Source organism: Microlunatus spumicola (assembly GCF_039536445.1).
GTDB classification, from domain to species: domain Bacteria; phylum Actinomycetota; class Actinomycetes; order Propionibacteriales; family Propionibacteriaceae; genus Microlunatus; species Microlunatus spumicola.
In genome coordinates, this window is sequence record NZ_BAAAYR010000002.1 from 190,697 (window position 1) to 208,585 (window position 17,889).

Genomic DNA, 17,889 nt, shown 5'->3' on the forward strand with positions numbered 1-17,889 from the left:
GGATTCCGGGGCGGCCGTATCGGGGGCGCGCCCCAACCTACTGCGGAAAGTCGATCAGCACGGAGACCCCGTCGGCCAGCTCCAGCGAGGTGCCGAGCACCACGCCCGTGGTCTCGCCGGGGTCCATGGTCCGGATCGACCCGTCGGGCCCGACGAGGTCGGTGCCGTTGGTCGAGTGCAGGTCGGTCACGCCGACGTCCCACCCGGAGGCGAAGACCTCGAGGTGCGTACGGCTGATGTCGTGGCTGGGGCTCGTGACCGTCAGCAGCACGGGGTCCGGGTGACGGGCACGGTCGCGGGCCGGCGCGCGGCCGACGAGGACCGAGCCGACCACCTCCGCGGTCGCGCCGCTGCTCGCACGCAGGACGGCGAGGACGGGCGCCGGGACCTCGCGGGGCGTCTGGACGGCGATGAGCGCGGTGCACACGCGGCAGCGGTCGGCGCCCGGCGGGTTGGGGTGGCCCCACGCGCAGAACACGGCCGCCACCGTCGGCACGCCCCCGTCAGCCCCGCCCTCGTCGGTGCCGGGCGCGAGCGGCGGGACCGGCAGCTCGGAGGGTGACATCAGGCGGGTCTCGGCGTTCTCGTGCTCGGTCCGGGAGGTCGGCTCGGGCTCGTCGACCGGCCGGGGCTCCTCGGGCACGGGCGGGGTCGCCCCGGCCGGGGTCTCGTCGGCGGCGGTCTCGTCGGCCGTCGTCTCGTCGGCCGAGCTGTCCGGACCGACCTGCTGCGGGGAGTCGAGCGCGGCCTCGTCGGTGGCGTCCAGGAACACGGCCGAAACACCGACGGCCCCGACCACGAGCGGGAGGGGGAACACACCCTCGGGACGTTCGGCGGGGAGCTCGACGCGGACCTGCCGCAGGTCACCCAGCCCGGTCTCGACCCAGGTCTGCACGCCCGCGCCGGTCGCCACGACCTCGTTGCTGTCGGCGTCGACCACGCGGACGTCGCCACGGACGAGCGAGCGCATGCCGTCCGGACCCCAGAAGAAGGCGGCGAAGCTCGGCATGCTGTCGATGCGGTACCAGGCGAGGCGGGCGGCGAGGTCGGCGATCGACTCGGCGGAGACGACCTCGTCCCAGAGCGTCTCGACGAGGTCCGACCAGGTGGCGTCGGCGGGTTCGAGGACCACGGCCGCCGCGGGGCCGCAGAGCAGCAGCCAGGAACCCGGTGTGTAGGTGGCGCGCCAGCGCCCCATGTCCCCGCTCATCCGGCCTCCTCGGGCCGGACCGCCGACGGTCCTGACCGCTCGGCATCGTAGCCCGCGCGCAGGCTGCGCACCTGGCGTACGGGGACCGGCGACGCTCCGGTCAGGCGGAGATCGCCGTGGCGTACGCGGGCGGTGCGCTCGCCTCGGCCTCGGCGCTGAACTCGCGCTTGGTGGCCTGCCACAGGTCCTCGGTCGCACCGGGGCGCCAGTAGCCGGACATCGAGATGGCGGACCGCGTGGTCCCCCGCTCGGCGCAGAGGTAGCGGCGCAGGTCGCGGACCATGTAGGCGTTGCCGTGCACGAAGATGCTCAGGCACCCCTCGGGCAGGCGCGCCGCCCGGACGGCCTCGGCCAGCGCCTCGCCGTGCGGACGGTCGCCGCGGGCGACCCAGGTCAGGTGCAGGCCGTCGGGCCCGGCGACGGGCTGGCGGCAGTCGTCCTCCTCGATCTCGAGGAAGACGTGCGCCCGGGCGTCGCGGGGCAGGCGCTCGAGGCTCGCCGCGATGGCCGGCAGCGCGGCCTCGTCGCCGATCATCAGGTGCGCGTCGGCCGCGAGGTCGGGGGTGAAGGCCCCGCCCGGGCCGTAGAAGCCGATCTCGGCGCCGGGCTTGACGCGACGGGCCCAGGGCCCCGCGATGCCCTCGTCGCCGTGGACGACGAAGTCGACGGCCATGGTCCCGGTGAGCTCGTCGTAGCTGCGGACGGTGTAGGTCCGGGTGATCGGCCAGTGCTCGGGCGCGTGCTCGGCCTTGACCTGCTCCGGGTCGAACGGCCACGCGTACGGCGCCCCCGCCGGCGGGAACAGCATCTTGATGTAGTGGTCGCTGTACGGGAGGTCACGCATCACGTCGAGGTCGGGTCCGGTGAAGCCGATCCGCACCATCGAGGGGCTGAGCCACTCCGTCGAGACGACGGTCGCGCGACGCAGGACCCTCTTGCGCTGCGGTCGTTCCACGTCGTCCTCGCTTCCGTCGGGTCGAGCTGTATTTGTAAGGCTAACCTAACCCGCCCTGCCTCGCACCATGACCTGCGGCACACGGAGGGGGTCGGGGAAGGCGGTGACGGGGACACCCACCGTCGCCGCCCTCCGCAGACACTTCGGAGCCGCGACACTGTCCGGATGACCGAACCCGACGGCGTCGACCGCCTGCTGCTCGAGGAGGCCGCCGCGTACGCGGGCCGGCGCACCGTGGTGCTCGACGACGTGACGGGGAGCCTGGTCGCCGGGCTGCCCGGGGTGGCCGGCTTCTTCTGCGACTCGCTGGTGGACGAGCGGACGGTCCGCGCGGCGGCCCCCGCGGCGGCGCCGTCGGAATGGCCGGACCGCGAGCTCCTCGAGGGCGCCGGGCTCGTCGTCGCGCGCCTGCCCAAGAGCCTCGCCGCCCTGGACGAGCTCGCCGGGGCCGTCGCGGCGTACGCGGCCCCCGACGTCGTGCTGCTGGCCGGCGGGCTGGTGCGGCACCTGAGCCGGGGCATGAACGACGTGCTGAGCCAGCACTTCGGCGAGGTGCACGCGACCCTGGGCCGGCACAAGGCGCGGGCGCTGGTCGCCGAGCGGCCGCGGGACGGGGCGGCCGGCCCGGAGACCTGGCCGCACGGCGAGCGGCACGAGGCCGAGGACCTGACGGTCCTGGCGCACGGGGGCGTGTTCGCGGGGACGGGGATCGACGTCGGCACCCGGGTGCTGCTCGACGTGCTCGACCGGCTGCCCCAGGACGCGACCGAGGTGGTCGACCTGGGCTGCGGCAACGGGGTGCTGAGCGTCGGCGTGGCCCGCGCGCTGCCCGCAGCGCGGGTCCTCGGGACCGACGTGTCGGCCGCCGCGGTGGACTCGACGCTGGCCACGGCCGAGGCCAACGGGGTGCTCGACCAGGTCCACGCGGTCCGTACGGACGGGCTCGAGGGCGTCGAGCCCGGGTCGCTCGACCTCGTCGTGTGCAACCCGCCCTTCCACCGCGGGACCGCGCTGGACCGGAGCACGACGCCGCACCTCTTCGGCGAGGTCGGGAAGGCGCTGCGGCCGGGCGGCGAGCTGTGGACGGTGTGGAACTCCCACCTGCCCTACCTGCCGATGCTGCGCGCCCGGGTCGGCTCGACCTCCGTGGTCACGCAGAACCCGCGGTTCACGGTCACGCGGTCGCGGCGGCCGGGCTGATCCCCTGATATCCGCTCACTCGATGACGGGTCGGCCGGCGGCTGAGCGCAGGCGCGCGGTCCAGCCCGCATCGAGTGGGCGTAGCTCAGGGGGCTAGGGCGCGACCAGCGGCGGGTGCAGGTCCTTCACGCTCAGCTGCTTGCGCTTCGCGACGGTGAGCACCGTGAGGGTCAGCGCCACGACCGCCATCGCGGCCAGGATCGCGACGTCGCGCGCGAGGTGCGACGCGAGCCCGCCCGACACGACCACCCGGAACGCGTCGATGAGGTAGCTCATCGGCAGGAACGGGTGGATGGCCGCGAAGAACCGCGGCAGGATCGGTGACGGGTAGGTGCCCCCCGCGGCGGCCAGCTGCAGGATCAGCGTCACCAGCAGCAGGCTCGAGCCCACCGTGCCGAGCGCCGTCCGCAGCAGGTGCGCGAAGGACGAGAAGGCCACGGCCCCGAGGGTGACGACGCCGAAGGCGAGCACCGGGTGCTTCGGGTCGAGGCCGAGCGTCAGCCAGACCACCCCGAGCATCAGCCACCCGGCGGCCACGGCGATGGCACCGACGGGCGCCCACCCCGCCAGCCCGAGGCGCAGGGCGCTGGCCCGGCCGACGAGCGCGCGGCCCGAGATCGGCCGGACGACCAGGAACACCGAGATCCCGAACACCCACAGCGCGATCGAGAAGAACAGCGGGGCCAGCCCCCGGCCGTAGAAGGTCGCCGGGTTGTCGATCGTCATGCTGACGTCGGCCGGGGAGGACAGCACCTGCACGGCGCGGTCCTGCTCGTCCGCCGTGTAGGTCGGGATGCGGTCGGTGCCCTTCTGCAGCTGGGTGGCCAGCGTCTTCGAGCCCGAGTCGAGCGTGCCGAGACCTTCGTGCAGGTCGTCCGCGCCGTCGGACAGGTCGTGCAGCCCGGAGGCGAGCGTCGCGGAACCGCCGCTGAGCTGCGTCGCGCCGGTCGCCGCGGTGCCGATGCCCGCGTCCAGCGTGCGGGCCCCGGACTCGGCGCTGCCCAGGCCGCGGTCCAAGGTCTTCGCGCCGGAGGCCACGTCGTGCGCGCCGTCGTTCAGCGTGTCGAGGTCGCGGCTGGCCTTGGCCGCCTGGGCGGCCAGGTCGCCGGCGGACTGCACCAGCCGGTTCGCCTGGTGCACCCGCGCGGCGCCGTCCTTGACGTCGTCGGCGATCTCGTCCGCGCGCCCGGAGGCGTCCTGGACGCGCTGCCGGGCCCGCTGGAACGCCGGGTCGTCGGCGAGCGCCGGGTCGGCCTTCTGCAGCGCGTCCAGGGAGTCGTCGATCGTCGACAGGTCGCTGCTGATGGAACCGGTGCTGCCGGCGGCGGTCTGCGCCAGCGCGTCGAGGTCGTTCGCGACCGCCTTGGTCTCGCGCTCCACGTCGGGCAGGTCGCGGGCGGCGAGCTTGAGCACGGGCTGGGCCTTGTCGTTCAGCTGCTGCGTGCCGTCGGCCACCTGGTCCGCGCCGTCGGCCAGCCGGCCGGCGCCCGTGTGCAGGGTGTCGAGGCCGGTGACCAGGTCCCCGGAACCCTTCTTGGCCGTCCCCAGCCCCGTCGCGAGCTGGCGCGCACCGTCGTGCAGGTCGTCCGCCCCGCTCGCGGCCGTACGGGCGCCGTCGGCCAGGTCCGCGGAACCGTCGTCCGCCGAGGCGATGCCCTTGTGCAGCTTGTCCGCGCCGTCCGTCGCGTCGGACAGGCCGCCCCGGATGACGTCCAGGTTGGCGAACACCGCGTCGAAGTAGCTCGCGGTCGCCGACTCGTCGACCGAGCGCGCGATGGCGTTCTGCGCCTGGTTGGTGATGCTGCCGATGACGAAGCCGTTGGCGTCGTTGCGACGGAGCAGGATCCCGGCGCGCCGCGGGTCGTCGCCCTGCCCGCTGACGAGGTCGCGGGAGAAGTCGGCCGGGACCGTGATCGCCAGGTAGTAGTCGCCCTCGCGCAGCCCGCGGTCCGCCTCGGCGGCGGTCACGTCGCGGTAGTCGAAGTTGTGCTCGTCGTGGAGGCTGTCGACGAAGTCGTCGCCCGCGTGCACGTCCTTCTTGTCGTACGTCGTCCCCGTGTCGAGGTTCACCACGGCGACCGGCAGGCGGTCGAGCTTGCCGTAGGGGTCCCAGTTCGCGGCGAGGTAGATGGCGCCGTAGAGGAGCGGGACGAGCAGCACGAAGGCGAGCGCCAGCTTGGGCAGGCGGCCCTTGAAGCGGTGCAGCTCGAAGCGCCCGAGGAGCGGCAGGTGGCGCGGGGAGAGGTGCGGGAGCGAGGACATCACGGTTCCTGGGGTGGGGCGAGGGGGACGAGCACGGCGGCGTCGGGGACGGACTCCCGCTCGGTGGTGCTGGCGAGGACCGCGGGGCCGGCCGCGGCGACGCGGACGAGCGCGTCGAGCAGCCGCCGCTGGTCGTCGGTGTCGAGGTCGGCGTCGAGGTCGTCGAGGACGACCAGGTCGGCCGGGCCGACGAGGGCGAGCGCGACGGCGAGGACCGTCTGCTCGTACGCGGTCAGCCGCTCGGTGGCGGTGCGGCGGTCGAGGTGGGTCCCGAGCAGCTCCTCGGCGGCGGCGAAGGCCCGCTCGGCGTCGGCCGGCCGGACGCCGTCGAGCAGCGCCCGCTCGACGACCGACTCGGCGACGGTGAGGCGGGCCTCGGGCTGCACGACGTCGGAGATCCGGGCCACGGAGGTCCGGCGGCGCAGCGCGCGCAGGTCACGGCCGGACCGGACGACGTGGCCCTGGGCCCCGATGGTGCCCGTGGTGCCGCGCATCCGGCCGCAGAGCGCGAGCAGCAGGCTCGAGCGGCCGCTGCCGCCCGGACCGGCGACGACGGTGACGAGCCCGGGCCGTACGGCGAGGGTGACGTCGCGGAACACCGGCCCCTCGGGACCGACGAGGCTCAGGTGCCGGGCCTCGACGACCGCGGGCGGGCGCTGCTCGGGCGCCGGCTGATCGGCGGGCTGCTCGGGGGCGGCGTGCTGCGGGGCGTGCTGGGGGGCGGCGTGCTGGGGGGTCGGGGCGCTCACGCGAGGATCCCCTCGAGGACGTGGGCGAAGAGGCCCTCGACGAGGGCCGTGGGGATCGCGTCGGGCGCGGCGAGGCGTTCGACCGAGAGCCCGTGGACGCAGGTGAGCAGCAGGGTGGCGGCGACCTCGAGGTCGAGGTCGGGCCGCAGCGCGACCTGCTCGCCCGCGCGGCGCAGGGCCTCGACGAGCTGGGCGCGCTGCGCGACGCGGAGGTCGGAGTAGAGGTCGCGGAGCGCGGGCTCGGCGGCGACCACCGAGCGGAACTCGCCCAGCAGGGTCGGCCAGCGTTCGCCGAGCAGGACGTTCTCGGCCAGCGCGTGGGCCATGGCCCGGGCCGGCGGACGGTCGGTCACCGCCGCGGCGGCGCCGAGGGCGTCCGCGAACGCGCCGACGACCGCCTCGGTGAAGTAGGCCTGCATCGCCGCCGCGAAGAGCTCGGGCTTGCCGCCGAAGTTCGAGTAGACGGCGCCCTTGGTGAAGCCGGCGCGGGCGGCGACCTGCGCGACCGACGTGCCGGCGTAGCCGCGCTCGGCGAACTCCTCGCCGGCCGCCGCGACGATCTGCTCGCGGACGTCGGCCCGTAGCGGGCGGACCCGGGTGGTGGTCATGGCGACTCCCTTCGATACCTAGGGTATCGAAGAGGCGCCGCTTTCGGTACCCCGGGTATCGAGTGATGTCGGCCACCGTCCCCGGGCAGGCCCACGGAGGGTGGGTTCCCGTGGGGGCACGGCCCGAAACGGCGCCGGGGCTCCGGCCCGAGGAGGGTGCCCGCGGTGGAGGCTCAGCCGGCGAAGAGGCTCGCGTACGCGTTCAGCGCCGGCTGGCCGCCGAGGTGGGCGTACAGCACGGTCGAGTCGGGCCCGATGTCGCCGCTCGTCACGAGGTCGATCAGCCCGGCCATCGACTTCCCCTCGTAGACGGGGTCGATGATCATGGCCTCGAGCCGGCCGCTGAGCCTGATGGCCTCCAGCGTCGAGTCGACCGGGACGCCGTACTCGTCGCCGGCCCAGCCCTCGAGCACCGTGATCTCGTCGTCGCGCAGGACGCGCTCGAGGCCGATGAGCTCGGCGGTGTGCCGGGCGATCCGCCCGACCTGGTCCCGGGTCTTCTCCAGCGTCGCCGACGCGTCGATGCCGATCACGCGGCGGGGACGACCGCCGGCGTCCTCCAGCGCGGCGAACCCGGCGATCATCCCGGCGTGGGTCGAGCCGGTGACCGTGCAGACGACGATCGTGTCGAAGAAGACGTCGAGCTCACGCTCCTGCTGCGCCACCTCGTACGCCCAGCCGGCGAAGCCCAGGCCGCCGAGGGGGTGTTCCGAGGCGCCGGCCGGGATCCCGTACGGCGTGCCCCCGGCCTCCTCGACCTCGCGCAGCGCGTCGGTCCAGGACGCCCGGATGCCGATGTCGAAGCCGGCCGGGTCGAGCCTGGAGTCGGCGCCCATGACACGGGACAGCAGCAGGTTGCCGACGTCGGTGTAGCCCGGCTCGTCCCAGTTCACCCAGTGCTCCTGCACGAGGCGGCACTTCAGCCCGAGGTGCGCGGCGACGGCGGCGACCTGGCGGGTGTGGTTCGACTGGTAGCCGCCGATGGAGACCAGCGTGTCCGCGCCCGAGGCGAGGACGTCCGGGACGATGTACTCGAGCTTGCGGGTCTTGTTGCCCCCGTACGCCAGCCCGCTGCTGACGTCCTCCCGCTTGGCCCAGACCTGCGCGCCGCCGAGGTGCTCCGTCAGGCGGCGCAGCGGGTGGACCGGGCTCGGCCCGAAGGTCAGCGGGTAGCGCGCGAAGTCGGCGAGGCTCATGGCCGAACTCTGCCAGCGGTCCCGCGGGCCACCGCCTCCCGTCCCCGGCGGCCGCCGCCGCCCCGCCGGCCGTACGAGTCCCAGGACTTTCACGTAAACGTGAAAAACCAGTACTGACCACGGCAGATCTGCCGTGGTCAGTAGGGGAGTTTCACGTAAACGTGAAAGTCCTGTGGCGCCTGGGACCCGCCGCTGGCGGAGCCGAGTGCGCGGGTGGAGGCCTAGAGGTCGAGCTTCTTGACCTCGTTGCCGTCGAAGGGCTCGCCGGTGGCCTTGGCCTTCACGAAGCTGAAGACGGAGGCGACGCGGCCGCCGGGGGTGTCCCAGTACTCCGCGGAGTCGCTGTCGACGTAGATCAGGGCGACGCTGGCGTCCTCGGGGCCCTGGGGCAGCCACGCCTCGGCGCCGGCGTTCCAGAGCTCCTTCTTCTTGTCGACGTCGTCGACGATGGTCGCGGTGCCGGCGATGGACACCCAGACGCTGGCCGAGCTGAGCGCCACGCCGACGTGCGGGTTCGCGGCGATGTTGCGGACGATGTTCGAGTCGCGCTCGGTGAAGAAGTAGAGGGAGCCGTCGGCCTGGACCTCCTGCTGCGCCATCGGGCGGGCGGCGAAGGCGCCGTCCTCCTCGACCGTGGTGAGCATGGCGATCCTGATGTCCTTGGTCAGGTCGACCAGCTTGGCGATCTCGTCCGGGGTGGCCATGGTGGCGTCCTCTCGTAGGTGGGTCTTCGCTCCCGACCGTACCCAGCACGGCGCAGCCGCCGACCCGAGGTGCCCACCCCCGTCTAGCCTCGCGCCATGCGACTCCTGGTCCTCGGCGGCGGCGGTTTCCTCGGCTACCACGTCGTCACGGCGGCGCTGGCCGCCGGGCACGAGGTGACGGTCCTGAGCCGCTCCGGACAGGCTCCCGTGGACGGCGTCGACGTCGTCACCGGCGACCGGCAGGGCGACCTCTCGGGGCTCCGCGGGCGTACGTGGGACGCCGTCTTCGACACCTTCAACGACACCGGCGAGGGCGCCCCGGCGATCGCGGCGACGACGGCGCTCCTCGCGGGCTCTGTGGGGACGTACGGCTACGTCTCCGGCATGAGCGTCTACGCCCCCACCGGTCCCGAGGTCCCGGACGAGGACGGTCCCGTCCGGACGGCGGGCCGCGAGACCGACCGGCTCCAGGAACGCTCGCTGGCCAAGCTGGCCGGCGAGGCGGCGGTCCGGGAGCGGTTCGGGGAGCAGGCGTTCTTCCCGCGGGTCGGGATCATGGTCGGCCCGCGCTCGGACCGCTACACCTACTGGCCGGTCCGCCTGGCCGGCGCGCTGGACGGCTCGCTCCCCCGTACGGTCCTGCTGCCCGGCGACCTCGACCGCCCCGTGCAGTACTCCGACGCCCGCGACATCGCCGCCTGGTCGGTGCGGATGCTCGCCGAGGGCCGCGGCGGGACGTTCAACGCCGTCGGCCCGGGTCGCCCGGACACCCTGCGCGAGGTGCTCGACGCCTGCGTGGTCGCCGGGGGCGGCACGTCGCTGGCCGACCTCGACGCGGTGGTCGCGCCCGAGGACCTGATGCGGCGCCTGCTGCTCGGCGTCGACGAGGAGGAGCGTCCCCTCTGGTTCCCCGAGGACCAGATCCCGCAGCTCGCGATCGACTCGTCCAGGGCGCTCGCTACGGGGCTGGTCTTCTCGTCGCCGATCGAGCTGGCGACGGCGACCCTCGCCTGGGCGCGGGAGGCGGGCGAGGCAGCGCTCACCGACGGGTCGTTCGCCGACCTCGAGCCGGAGCTCGTCGGGCGTGTCCGGGGCTGACACGACCCCGCCCGGCGAGGTCAGTCCCGGACGAGGAACAGCCGGTAGATCCGTGCGTCCAACGAGGTCGGGGACGAGGGCGTGATGTCGGTCGCGACCCGGGCGTCGTAGTAGTCGACGCACGACGACACGACCCGGTAGTCCTGCTGGTCCAGGTACTCGAACACCGCCGGCCAGCCGACCAGCTCGCCGTGGTCGGGCACCCGGCACAGCCAGACGTGCCGGTCGAGGTCGAAGCCGACGATGATCATCGCGTTGTGCGTCACCCAGCGATTGTGGGGGCACGCAGGAGGGCGCGTCCGGCCGGTCTAGCGTGCTGGACCACCGCCGGAGGACGCCGGACGCCCGCCACGAGAGGACGCGCGATGCACCGCAGCCGCCTGTCGACCCTGCTCGTCGACAGCCCCCGCGACCAGGCCGCGGCCAGCGCCGCCTTCTGGACGGCCGCGCTCGGCGTCGCGGCTCACGAGGCACCCGGTGAACCTCAGTTCACGAGCCTCGAGGGCGGGTTCGGCGGGCTCGTCGCCGCCGTCCAGGCTGTCGACGACGAGCCGCGCTACCACCTCGACGTCGAGACCGACGACGTCCCGGCGGAGGTGGCGCGCCTCGAGGCGCTCGGCGCCGTCGAGGTCTCGACGTGGCTGGACTGCCACACGCTCCGCGTGCCGGGCGGGCACCTGCTCTGCGTCATCCCCGTGCACAGCGACCCCGAGGCGTTCGCCACCCTGGCCCGCACCTGGCCGTGACCGCCGGGCAGAGTGGGGACCCGGCCCGGGAGCGACCCCCGGCGCCGTCCGCACACCCGACCCAGGAGCGCCCGTGATCTTCATCGTCGTCAAGTGGCCCGTCCGCCCCGAGTACGCCGACGACTGGCCGGGGATCGTCGCCGACTTCACCGAGGGCACGCGCGGCGAGGTCGGGAACCTCTTCTTCGACTGGTCGCGCAGCGTCGACGACCCGAACGAGTGGGTGCTGGTCGAGGGCTTCCGGGACGGCGAGGCCGGCGCGGACCACGTGGGCAGCGACCACTTCAAGGCCGCGGTCGCGAAGCTCCCCGACTACGTGAGCGCCACGCCGAAGATCATCAGCGAGACGATCGGGGCGACGGGCTGGGGCGAGATGGCGGAGGTCCGTCCGAGCCGGCCGTAGCGCGCCGGGCGAGGCGCTCCCGGAACCGCCGCCTCCGTACGAGGCCGAGGACCGGCAGCGCACCCGCGGCCACGAACGGCGCGAGGACGAAGGCGGCGTCGAACCACCGGCCCGGACCGGCCTGGCGGTCGCGGCTCGCGTCGTCGGGGTCGGCGTAGACGGCGGTCGGCGCCGGGCGTACAGGCGCCTCGCGGGGGTCGTTCAGGGTGCGCGGCTCGCCGTGCACCTCGTAGTAGACGATGCCGGCGTCGTTCGTGGCGGGCACCCGCTCCCCGGTCCAGTAGACGAGCGACGGCGACTGCAGCTCGACGAGGACGCAGAGCACCCCGAGCACGAGCAGCACGACGGCGGCGACGCGGTAGGGCTTCAGGAGCTCGTCACGGTCACGACGAGCGGCGCGGGGGGTGCGCACCCGTCCATGGTGCTGGCGAGGGGTGGCCCCGGCAAGGGGCCGTGGAGCGGACGACGGGAATCGAACCCGCACTATCAGCTTGGGAAGCTGAAGTTCTACCATTGAACTACGTCCGCAGCGCCGCGCCGATGCTTCTCGAGCGGCGGTTGGAGAGTCTAGCGGACGGCGGCCAGGGTCCAACCCTCCCGCCGTACGGGGACCCCCGGAACCGACCCTGAAGGCGTTCCCACACCCTCGCCAGCAGGCCCGGAGCAGTCCTAGCGTGAACCCCGTGAGCACCTGGACCCCGATGGACAGCCCGACCGGCGCAGCCGGTGGCCCGCAGCACCACGACGCGTACGCGCCCTCCCCCTTCCCCGGGACCATCGACGGCACCATCCGCGAGACGACGCCCGAGCCCACGGGCGTCGGACCCGCCGCCGGCGGTTCGCTGCGCGCCTCGGACGGCGACCGCGACCAGGTCGCCTCGCTCCTCGACGCCGCGTACGCGGAGGGCCGGCTCACCCACGAGGAGCACGACGAGCGCCTCGAGCGGGTGCTCGCCGCCCGCACCTTCGACGACCTCGTCCCGCTCACCTCCGACCTCGTGCCGCTCGACCCGGCACCGACGACGGTCTCGTCGAGCACGCCGCAGTTCGTCGTCGGGACCGGCGCCAACCCCGAGGTCGACCGGATGGTCGCCGTCTTCGGCGGGGTCGAGCGCAAGGGCCGCTGGCGCGTCCGCGCCCGCAACCAGATCACCGCCGTCTTCGGCGGGGTCGACCTCGACCTGCGGGAGGCCGACTTCGACGCCCCCGTCATCGAGCTCCACGTGCAGGCCTGCTTCGGCGGCGTCGAGCTCAAGGTCCCCGCGGGCCTGACGGTCCGCAACGAGACCGTGAACATCTTCGGCGGCACCGAGGTCAAGAACATCGGCGAACCCGTCGAGGGCGCCCCGACGCTCGTGATCAAGGGCAACGTGCTGTTCGGCGGCGTCTCGGTCAAGGGCCCCCGCCCGAAGCTCTTCGGCCGCGGCTCCGCCCGCCCGGGCCTCACCGCCCTCGACCCGCGGCCCGAGGCGCACCAGCGCCGCAACGGCTGCGGGCACTGACGCCCGACCGGAACGCCCCCTGAGCTCGCCCACACCCCCTGAGCCTGTCGAAGGGCCTCGTCAGAGGTCGGCTCCTCCTGGTGATGAAGAGGCGCCGACCACTTCGTGGCCCTTCGACAGGCTCAGGGGGCGTTCGGAGAACGGGTGGACCCGGCCTGCGTACCCTGGCAGCACCATGGACGACCTGTTCGCCCCGCCGGCCTACGCGTGGCAACGGCTCTCGCCGCGCTACGTGTCCCTGCGGCGCGTGACCACCCTGGTGGTCGCCCCGCTCCTGCTCTTCGTCCCCGCCCTGATCGTCGGGCTGGGCTTCGGGCTCTGGTGGCTGGCCGCGGTGTTCTGGGGCCTGGCCGTCGTGATCGTCGTGGTGCGCTTCGTGCTCATCGGGCGGACCTACCGGTCGTGGGGCTACGTCGAGCGCGAGGACGACCTCTACATCACCCGCGGCGTGCTGTTCCGCAGCCTCGTCGCGGTGCCGTACGGGCGGATGCAGCTGGTCGAGGTCGCCTCCGGCCCGCTCGAACGGTCCTTCGGGCTCGCGACGGTGACGCTCAAGACGGCCAGCGCCGAGACCGACGCCTCCATCCCGGGCCTCGACCCGGCGGAGGCCGCGCGGCTGCGTGACCGGCTGACCGAGCTGGGCGAGGCCCAGGCCTCCGGGCTGTGAGCCAGCCCCCGGTCCCCACCACCGAGGTCCCGGAGGTCCCGGAGCCGGACGCCGCGCCGGTGGTCGAGGGCGCACCGGTCGTCAAGCAGACCGAGCGTCCGCACCCGCTGACCCCGTTCATCCGCGGCTGGATCGTCTTCGTCGCCATCGTCATCAGCTTCGGGCAGCGCTTCGTCGAGAACGCCAGCAACGGCGAGGGGCTCGCCGGGCTCGGGATCGGCTGGGTCCTCGCCGTCGTGCTCGGCCTCGCGCTCCTGGCCGGCGGTGCGGGCTACGTCTCCTGGCGCTTCACGCGGTTCGTCATCGACGACGAGGAGCTGCGGGTCGAGACGGGGGTGCTCTTCAAGACCTCCCGCAAGATCGCCTTCGAGCGGATCCAGTCGGTCGACGTCATCCAGCCGCTGGCCGCCCGGATCTTCTCCCTCGCCGAGCTCCGCATCGAGGCCGGGGCCGGCGACAGCGGCATCCGGCTGCGCTACCTCTCGCGCGTCAAGGCGGCCCGGCTGCGCGACTACCTGCTGGCCCGCGCCCACGGGACCGCGACGCGGCTCTCCGACACCGCGGACGCGCCCGCCCCGGACGTCCTCTTCGACGCCGGCGTGGCCGACCGCAAGCTCGTCACGGTCACCCCCGGCGCCCTGGTCGGCAGCTTCCTGCTGTCGACGGAGTTCCTCGTGCCGACGCTGGTCCTGGTGGGCTTCGCGGTGGCGGCCGGCCTGACCGGCATCGGCATCGTCGCGCTCGGCGGGGTCGTGCCGATGCTCTTCGGCGTGTTCTCGCTGGTCAGCCGGCGGGTGATCGCGATGTTCCACTTCACGCTGGCCGAGTCGTCCCGCGGCCTGCGCGTGACCCGCGGCCTCACGAACCTCTCCAGCCAGTCCGTGCCGGTCGACCGGATCCAGGGCGTACGCCTGTGCCAGCCCGTCCTGTGGAAGCCCTTCGGCTGGTGGCGCGTCGACGTCGACATCGTCGGCTACGGGTCGAGCGACCGGGAGGACAACTCCGGCGGGGCCACGAGCGTGCTGCTGCCCGTCGCGTCCTGGGCGCAGGTGCGCGTCGCGCTGAGCCGGGTGCTGCCGGGCTTCCGGGTGGAGGAGATCGCCCTGACCGGGGCGCCCCGCCGGGCCCGCGCCTTCCGGTGGTTCGACTGGTGGACGCTGCGCTACGGCTGGGACGACCGCGCGATCGTCACCGAGCAGGGCTGGGTCGTGCACGAGCGCCACATCGTGCCGCACGCCAAGACCCAGTCGGTCCGCATCGAGCAGGGGCCCCTGCAGCGCCGGCTGCGCCTGGCCGACGTGCACATCGACACCCCGAAGGGCCCGGTCCACGCCGTCGCGCACCAGATGGACGCCGACGCGGCCCGTGCCCTCGCCCTCAGCCAGCTGGACCGGGCCCGGGCGGCCCGCGCGGCCGCCGAGCTCGAGGTGCTGCACCCCGGCGAGGTGCGGCCGGAGTCCGAGGAGGAGCGCGCCGCGACCGACGCCGTGCTCGCCGAGCTCGGCACGGACCGGGACCGCTTCCTCGGCGAGGGCGGCGAGAGCCAGGTCTTCGCCCTCGACGACGCGCGGGTCCTGCGCGTCTACCGACCCGGTCACGAGAGCGCGACCTCGCCGGTCGTCGACCAGCTCCGCGGGCTCTACGGCTTCTGGGACCGCAGCGTCCCGCCCGAAGCCCGCCGCCTCCGGCTCCCGCTCGTCCTCGACGCCGGCGTCAGCCACGGCTGCACGTGGACGGTGGACCGGCGGTTCGCGGGGACGTCGCTGGCGGACTGGCTGCCCACGGCCGACGTCGAGGCCCGACGGACCGCGCTGGCCGGCCTGCTCGACGCGGCCGTGGACGTGTCGCGGCTGCCGGCGCCGGTGCCCGGCTTCGCGCGGCTGGTCGGTGACGGGGCGCCGCAGACGTACGGGTCCCTGGTCGAGCTGCTCAACGCGATGCTGGCCGGGCCGACCTCGCGCAGCCGGGACGACCTGGCGCGCGACGTCCCCGACGTCGCCCGCGCGTGGGACCGGCTGCAGGAGGACCTCGCCGGGCGCAGCGTCGTCCCGACCGTGGTGCACGGCGACCTCTGCGCGCCGAACGCGTACGTCGAGCTGGTCGACGGCGTCCCGCACGTCACCGGTCTGGGCGACTTCAGCCCGCACACCCTGCAGGCCGACCCGCTGATGGACCTGACCGGGGCAGTCGCGTTCCTCGAGCTCCTCGCGTACGAGGGGGCCGTCGCCGACAGCGAGTGGCTGCTGGGCCTGGCCGTGCAGCGCCACGGCCCCGAGGTCGCGCGCTGGATCGGCGTCTACCGCCGCTACTTCGGCTTCTACTTCTCCGACACCGCCGAGGCCGACCCGCGCACGTACGCCTGGTGCCTGCGCCAGCTGGACGGGGCGTGACCCGAGCAGGTTGTGCGGGGGCCCGCCCCGTCGCACACTGAACCGCGAACGGCCCTGGCGGTACGAGAGGTGGTCGGCGATGCGCACGGAGGACGTCCGCACGCTGCAGCTCGGCCCGCTGTGGGTGCTGAGCGCACTCGTCGGGACGCACGCGAGCTTCGCCGAGCCCGACCTCGCGGCCTTCTGGGACGCCGTGGTGAGCGAGGGCCTGCGGGCGCCGGCCGAGGCGCGGGTGCTGCTGGGCACGCTGACCGTGGACCGGTCCGGGCTGCTGCTGGACCTGGAGCTGGACGGGCGGTCGGTGGTCTCCGGCCTGCGCGACGTCGTCACGGTCCTGGGCCCGGAGGACCGGGTTGGCGGGTACCGGCGGGCGCTCGTCCGGATCGGCGGGGCCGTGGCCCGGGCACGGGGACCGTACGGGCGCCAGATCAGCAGCGAGGACCTCAACCGCCTGCTGCTCGTCGCGCAGCTGCTGGACTACTCACCCTCGCGGGCCGACGCCGCCTGAGCCGAGCCGGCGCTCAGCGGCAGAAGGCCGCGCGGACGGCGTCAGCGAGCGCCGCGCGGCGGGCGGCGTGCACCGCCTCCGGCTCGTCGGCGGTGGCGGTGAACGTCAGCGAGGACTGCGCCCAGGAGCTGGCCATGCCGATGACGAGGCTGTAGATGTCCAGCGGTTGCATGGTGTCGACGAGGATCCCCTGCGCCTGCGCCATCTCGATGCGGGCCACCACCTGCACGTCCACGCCGCCGACCCGGGCGTACAGGTCGCCGGTCGGCGTGCGTTCCAGCCGGGCCCAGGTCGCGAGCCGGACCAGCACCGGGTCCTGCAGGTAGTAGTCGTAGACGCCCGCGGCGTACTCCGGCAACCGCTCCGGGTCGAACCAGCCGTTGGCCACGTGCGTCTGCACGTAGTGGCCGAAGACCAGGTCGAACAGCGTCTCCTTGTTGCCGAAGTAGTGGTACAGCTGCGCCTTGTTCGTCTGCGCCGTGGCCGCGATCCGGTCGACCCGGCCCCCGGCGAGACCGTGCTCGGCGAACTCCGCCGTGGCCGCCGCCAGGATGCGGGCGCGCGTGGCGTCGGCGTCACGGATCGGCATGCCCCGATCTTAGTTCCAACCAGTCGGTTGATTTCTCCTCGAGGCCGCCCTAGTCTTCTAACTATCCAGTTGGTTAGAGAGGTTCGACGCATGACCATGAACGACATCCGGGGCTTCACCAAGACCTCCACCGCCGACGACGTGCTCGCCGGCATCGACCTCGCCGGCAAGCGCGCGGTCGTGACCGGGGCCGCCAGCGGCATCGGCGTCGAGACGGCCCGCGCGCTGGCCAGGGCGGGTGCGGAGGTGACGATCGCCGTCCGCAACACGGTCAAGGGGCGCGAGGTGGCCGACGACATCGCCGCGAGCGTGCCGGGCACGAGCCCCGCCGTCCGCGTGGCCGAGCTGCACCTCGACGACATCGCCTCGGTCGACGCGTTCGTCGCCGCCTGGTCCGGACCGCTGCACATCCTGGTCAACAACGCCGGGATCATGGACACCCCGCTCGCCTACACGTCCGCCGGCTGGGAGTCGCAGCTCGCGACGAACCACCTCGGCCACTTCGCGCTCGCCACGGGCCTCCACGACGCCCTCGTCGAGGCCGGCTCGGCCCGCGTCGTCTCGGTCGCCTCGAGCGGTCACGGAAGCTCCCCGTTCCACTTCGAGGACCCGTTCTTCGTCCGCCGCGACTACACGCCGAACCTCGGCTACGGGCAGTCCAAGACCGCCAACGTGCTGTTCGCGGTCGAGGCCCAGCGCCGCTGGGGCGGCGAGGGCGTCACGGCGAACGCCCTGATGCCGGGCGGCATCTGGACGGGGCTGCAGAAGCACTGGGACCCCGAGCTGCTCGCGACGCTCAAGCGCGACGCGGTCGACCTGGTCAAGACGACCGAGCAGGGGGCGTCGACGTCGGTGCTGCTGGCCACCGCGCCGGAGCTGGAGGGCTACGGGGGCCGCTACTTCGAGGACAACCGCGAGGCCCGCGTCGTCCCCGAGATCTACGACGTGGTCTACGGCGTGCTGCCGTGGGCCGTCGACCCCGAGGCGGCCGCCCGCCTCTGGGACGTCTCGACCGCGCTGGTCGACGCCGAGCGGGTGCGGCTCGGGCTGGTCGCGGCGCGCTGAGGCGGCTGTCCCGCTCGTGGCCCGCCTCGCTAGGGTG

Annotated in this window: 19 protein-coding genes and 1 tRNA gene; 9 read left to right on the forward strand and 11 right to left on the reverse strand. The window is 73.9% G+C overall.

The window, feature by feature from the left end; translation table 11 throughout:
* Nucleotides 1-37 precede the first annotated feature (37 nt).
* Both ABD665_RS09865 and ABD665_RS09870 read right to left on the reverse strand, forming a co-directional pair.
* Entirely contained in the window at nucleotides 38-1,210 is a 1,173-nt protein-coding gene (locus ABD665_RS09865; protein WP_204910812.1) for an FHA domain-containing protein, read from the reverse strand.
* A 100-nt stretch (nucleotides 1,211-1,310) separates the two neighbouring features.
* Complete coding sequence (locus ABD665_RS09870; RefSeq protein WP_344742131.1) at nucleotides 1,311-2,165, reverse strand: siderophore-interacting protein; 855 nt, start codon at nucleotides 2,163-2,165, stop codon at nucleotides 1,311-1,313.
* A 165-nt stretch (nucleotides 2,166-2,330) separates the two neighbouring features.
* Between ABD665_RS09870 and ABD665_RS09875 the strand changes: the two genes are divergently transcribed.
* Entirely contained in the window at nucleotides 2,331-3,365 is a 1,035-nt protein-coding gene (locus tag ABD665_RS09875; protein ID WP_204910811.1) for a methyltransferase, read from the forward strand.
* 93 nt (nucleotides 3,366-3,458) lie between these two features.
* On the opposite strand, the gene ABD665_RS09880 is transcribed toward ABD665_RS09875, so the two are convergent.
* From ABD665_RS09880 to ABD665_RS09900, 5 genes are all read right to left on the reverse strand, one after another.
* The gene (locus ABD665_RS09880) at nucleotides 3,459-5,627 is read right to left on the reverse strand and encodes a YhgE/Pip family protein (RefSeq protein ID WP_204910810.1); all 2,169 of its coding nucleotides are present in this window, start codon (nucleotides 5,625-5,627) and stop codon (nucleotides 3,459-3,461) included.
* A complete protein-coding gene (locus tag ABD665_RS09885) occupies nucleotides 5,627-6,376 on the reverse strand; it encodes an ATP-binding cassette domain-containing protein (protein WP_204910809.1) in 750 nt (249 codons plus the stop codon). Before ABD665_RS09885 ends, ABD665_RS09880 begins: the two co-directional genes overlap by 1 nt.
* Nucleotides 6,373-6,984 (reverse strand): TetR family transcriptional regulator, encoded by a 612-nt coding sequence (locus ABD665_RS09890; protein WP_204910808.1) that lies wholly within the window; start codon nucleotides 6,982-6,984, stop codon nucleotides 6,373-6,375. The genes ABD665_RS09885 and ABD665_RS09890 overlap by 4 nt, the downstream gene beginning before the upstream one ends.
* Before the next feature lie 173 nt (nucleotides 6,985-7,157).
* Nucleotides 7,158-8,180, reverse strand: a complete 1,023-nt coding sequence (locus ABD665_RS09895; RefSeq protein ID WP_204910807.1) for a 1-aminocyclopropane-1-carboxylate deaminase — start codon at nucleotides 8,178-8,180, stop codon at nucleotides 7,158-7,160.
* A gap of 221 nt (nucleotides 8,181-8,401) precedes the next feature.
* Nucleotides 8,402-8,884 (reverse strand): pyridoxamine 5'-phosphate oxidase family protein, encoded by a 483-nt coding sequence (locus ABD665_RS09900; protein ID WP_204910806.1) that lies wholly within the window; start codon nucleotides 8,882-8,884, stop codon nucleotides 8,402-8,404.
* Nucleotides 8,885-8,980: 96 nt separating this feature from the next.
* Here ABD665_RS09900 and ABD665_RS09905 point away from each other — a divergent pair, with 96 nt between their 5' ends.
* Nucleotides 8,981-9,982, forward strand: a complete 1,002-nt coding sequence (locus ABD665_RS09905) for a Rossmann-fold NAD(P)-binding domain-containing protein (RefSeq protein WP_204910805.1) — start codon at nucleotides 8,981-8,983, stop codon at nucleotides 9,980-9,982.
* 20 nt (nucleotides 9,983-10,002) lie between these two features.
* On the opposite strand, the gene ABD665_RS09910 is transcribed toward ABD665_RS09905, so the two are convergent.
* Nucleotides 10,003-10,248, reverse strand: coding sequence for a hypothetical protein (locus tag ABD665_RS09910; RefSeq protein WP_204910804.1), 246 nt, complete (start codon nucleotides 10,246-10,248; stop codon nucleotides 10,003-10,005).
* 99 nt (nucleotides 10,249-10,347) lie between these two features.
* On the opposite strand from ABD665_RS09910, the gene ABD665_RS09915 reads away from it, so the two are divergent.
* On the forward strand, nucleotides 10,348-10,728 hold the full coding sequence (locus ABD665_RS09915; RefSeq protein WP_204910803.1) for a VOC family protein: 381 nt from the start codon (nucleotides 10,348-10,350) through the stop codon (nucleotides 10,726-10,728).
* A 73-nt stretch (nucleotides 10,729-10,801) separates the two neighbouring features.
* Nucleotides 10,802-11,131 carry an antibiotic biosynthesis monooxygenase gene (locus tag ABD665_RS09920; RefSeq protein ID WP_204910802.1) on the forward strand — a complete coding sequence of 110 codons (330 nt, stop codon included), beginning with the start codon at nucleotides 10,802-10,804 and terminating at the stop codon, nucleotides 11,129-11,131.
* On the opposite strand, the gene ABD665_RS09925 is transcribed toward ABD665_RS09920, so the two are convergent.
* Both ABD665_RS09925 and ABD665_RS09930 read right to left on the reverse strand, forming a co-directional pair.
* Entirely contained in the window at nucleotides 11,067-11,543 is a 477-nt protein-coding gene (locus tag ABD665_RS09925; RefSeq protein WP_204910801.1) for a hypothetical protein, read from the reverse strand. The two genes, ABD665_RS09920 and ABD665_RS09925, sit on opposite strands and share 65 nt — an antisense overlap.
* 42 nt (nucleotides 11,544-11,585) lie before the next feature.
* A tRNA-Gly gene (locus tag ABD665_RS09930) sits at nucleotides 11,586-11,659 on the reverse strand.
* Nucleotides 11,660-11,814: 155 nt separating this feature from the next.
* Between ABD665_RS09930 and ABD665_RS09935 the strand changes: the two genes are divergently transcribed.
* The 4 genes from ABD665_RS09935 to ABD665_RS09950 all read left to right on the forward strand — a co-directional run bounded on the left by ABD665_RS09935 (nucleotide 11,815) and on the right by ABD665_RS09950 (nucleotide 16,198).
* Complete coding sequence (locus ABD665_RS09935) at nucleotides 11,815-12,633, forward strand: DUF1707 domain-containing protein (RefSeq protein ID WP_204910800.1); 819 nt, start codon at nucleotides 11,815-11,817, stop codon at nucleotides 12,631-12,633.
* 175 nt (nucleotides 12,634-12,808) lie between these two features.
* Entirely contained in the window at nucleotides 12,809-13,300 is a 492-nt protein-coding gene (locus ABD665_RS09940; protein WP_204910799.1) for a PH domain-containing protein, read from the forward strand.
* Nucleotides 13,297-15,690, forward strand: coding sequence for a PH domain-containing protein (locus ABD665_RS09945; RefSeq protein WP_204910798.1), 2,394 nt, complete (start codon nucleotides 13,297-13,299; stop codon nucleotides 15,688-15,690). Before ABD665_RS09940 ends, ABD665_RS09945 begins: the two co-directional genes overlap by 4 nt.
* 79 nt (nucleotides 15,691-15,769) lie before the next feature.
* Complete coding sequence (locus ABD665_RS09950; RefSeq protein ID WP_204910797.1) at nucleotides 15,770-16,198, forward strand: hypothetical protein; 429 nt, start codon at nucleotides 15,770-15,772, stop codon at nucleotides 16,196-16,198.
* A 13-nt stretch (nucleotides 16,199-16,211) separates the two neighbouring features.
* Here the strand turns inward: ABD665_RS09950 and ABD665_RS09955 are convergent, their stop codons facing one another.
* Nucleotides 16,212-16,787: a TetR/AcrR family transcriptional regulator gene (locus tag ABD665_RS09955; RefSeq protein WP_344742139.1), complete on the reverse strand. Its 576-nt coding sequence runs from the start codon at nucleotides 16,785-16,787 to the stop codon at nucleotides 16,212-16,214.
* A gap of 90 nt (nucleotides 16,788-16,877) precedes the next feature.
* On the opposite strand from ABD665_RS09955, the gene ABD665_RS09960 reads away from it, so the two are divergent.
* A complete protein-coding gene (locus tag ABD665_RS09960; protein ID WP_344742141.1) occupies nucleotides 16,878-17,852 on the forward strand; it encodes an SDR family NAD(P)-dependent oxidoreductase in 975 nt (324 codons plus the stop codon).
* Nucleotides 17,853-17,889 lie beyond the last annotated feature (37 nt).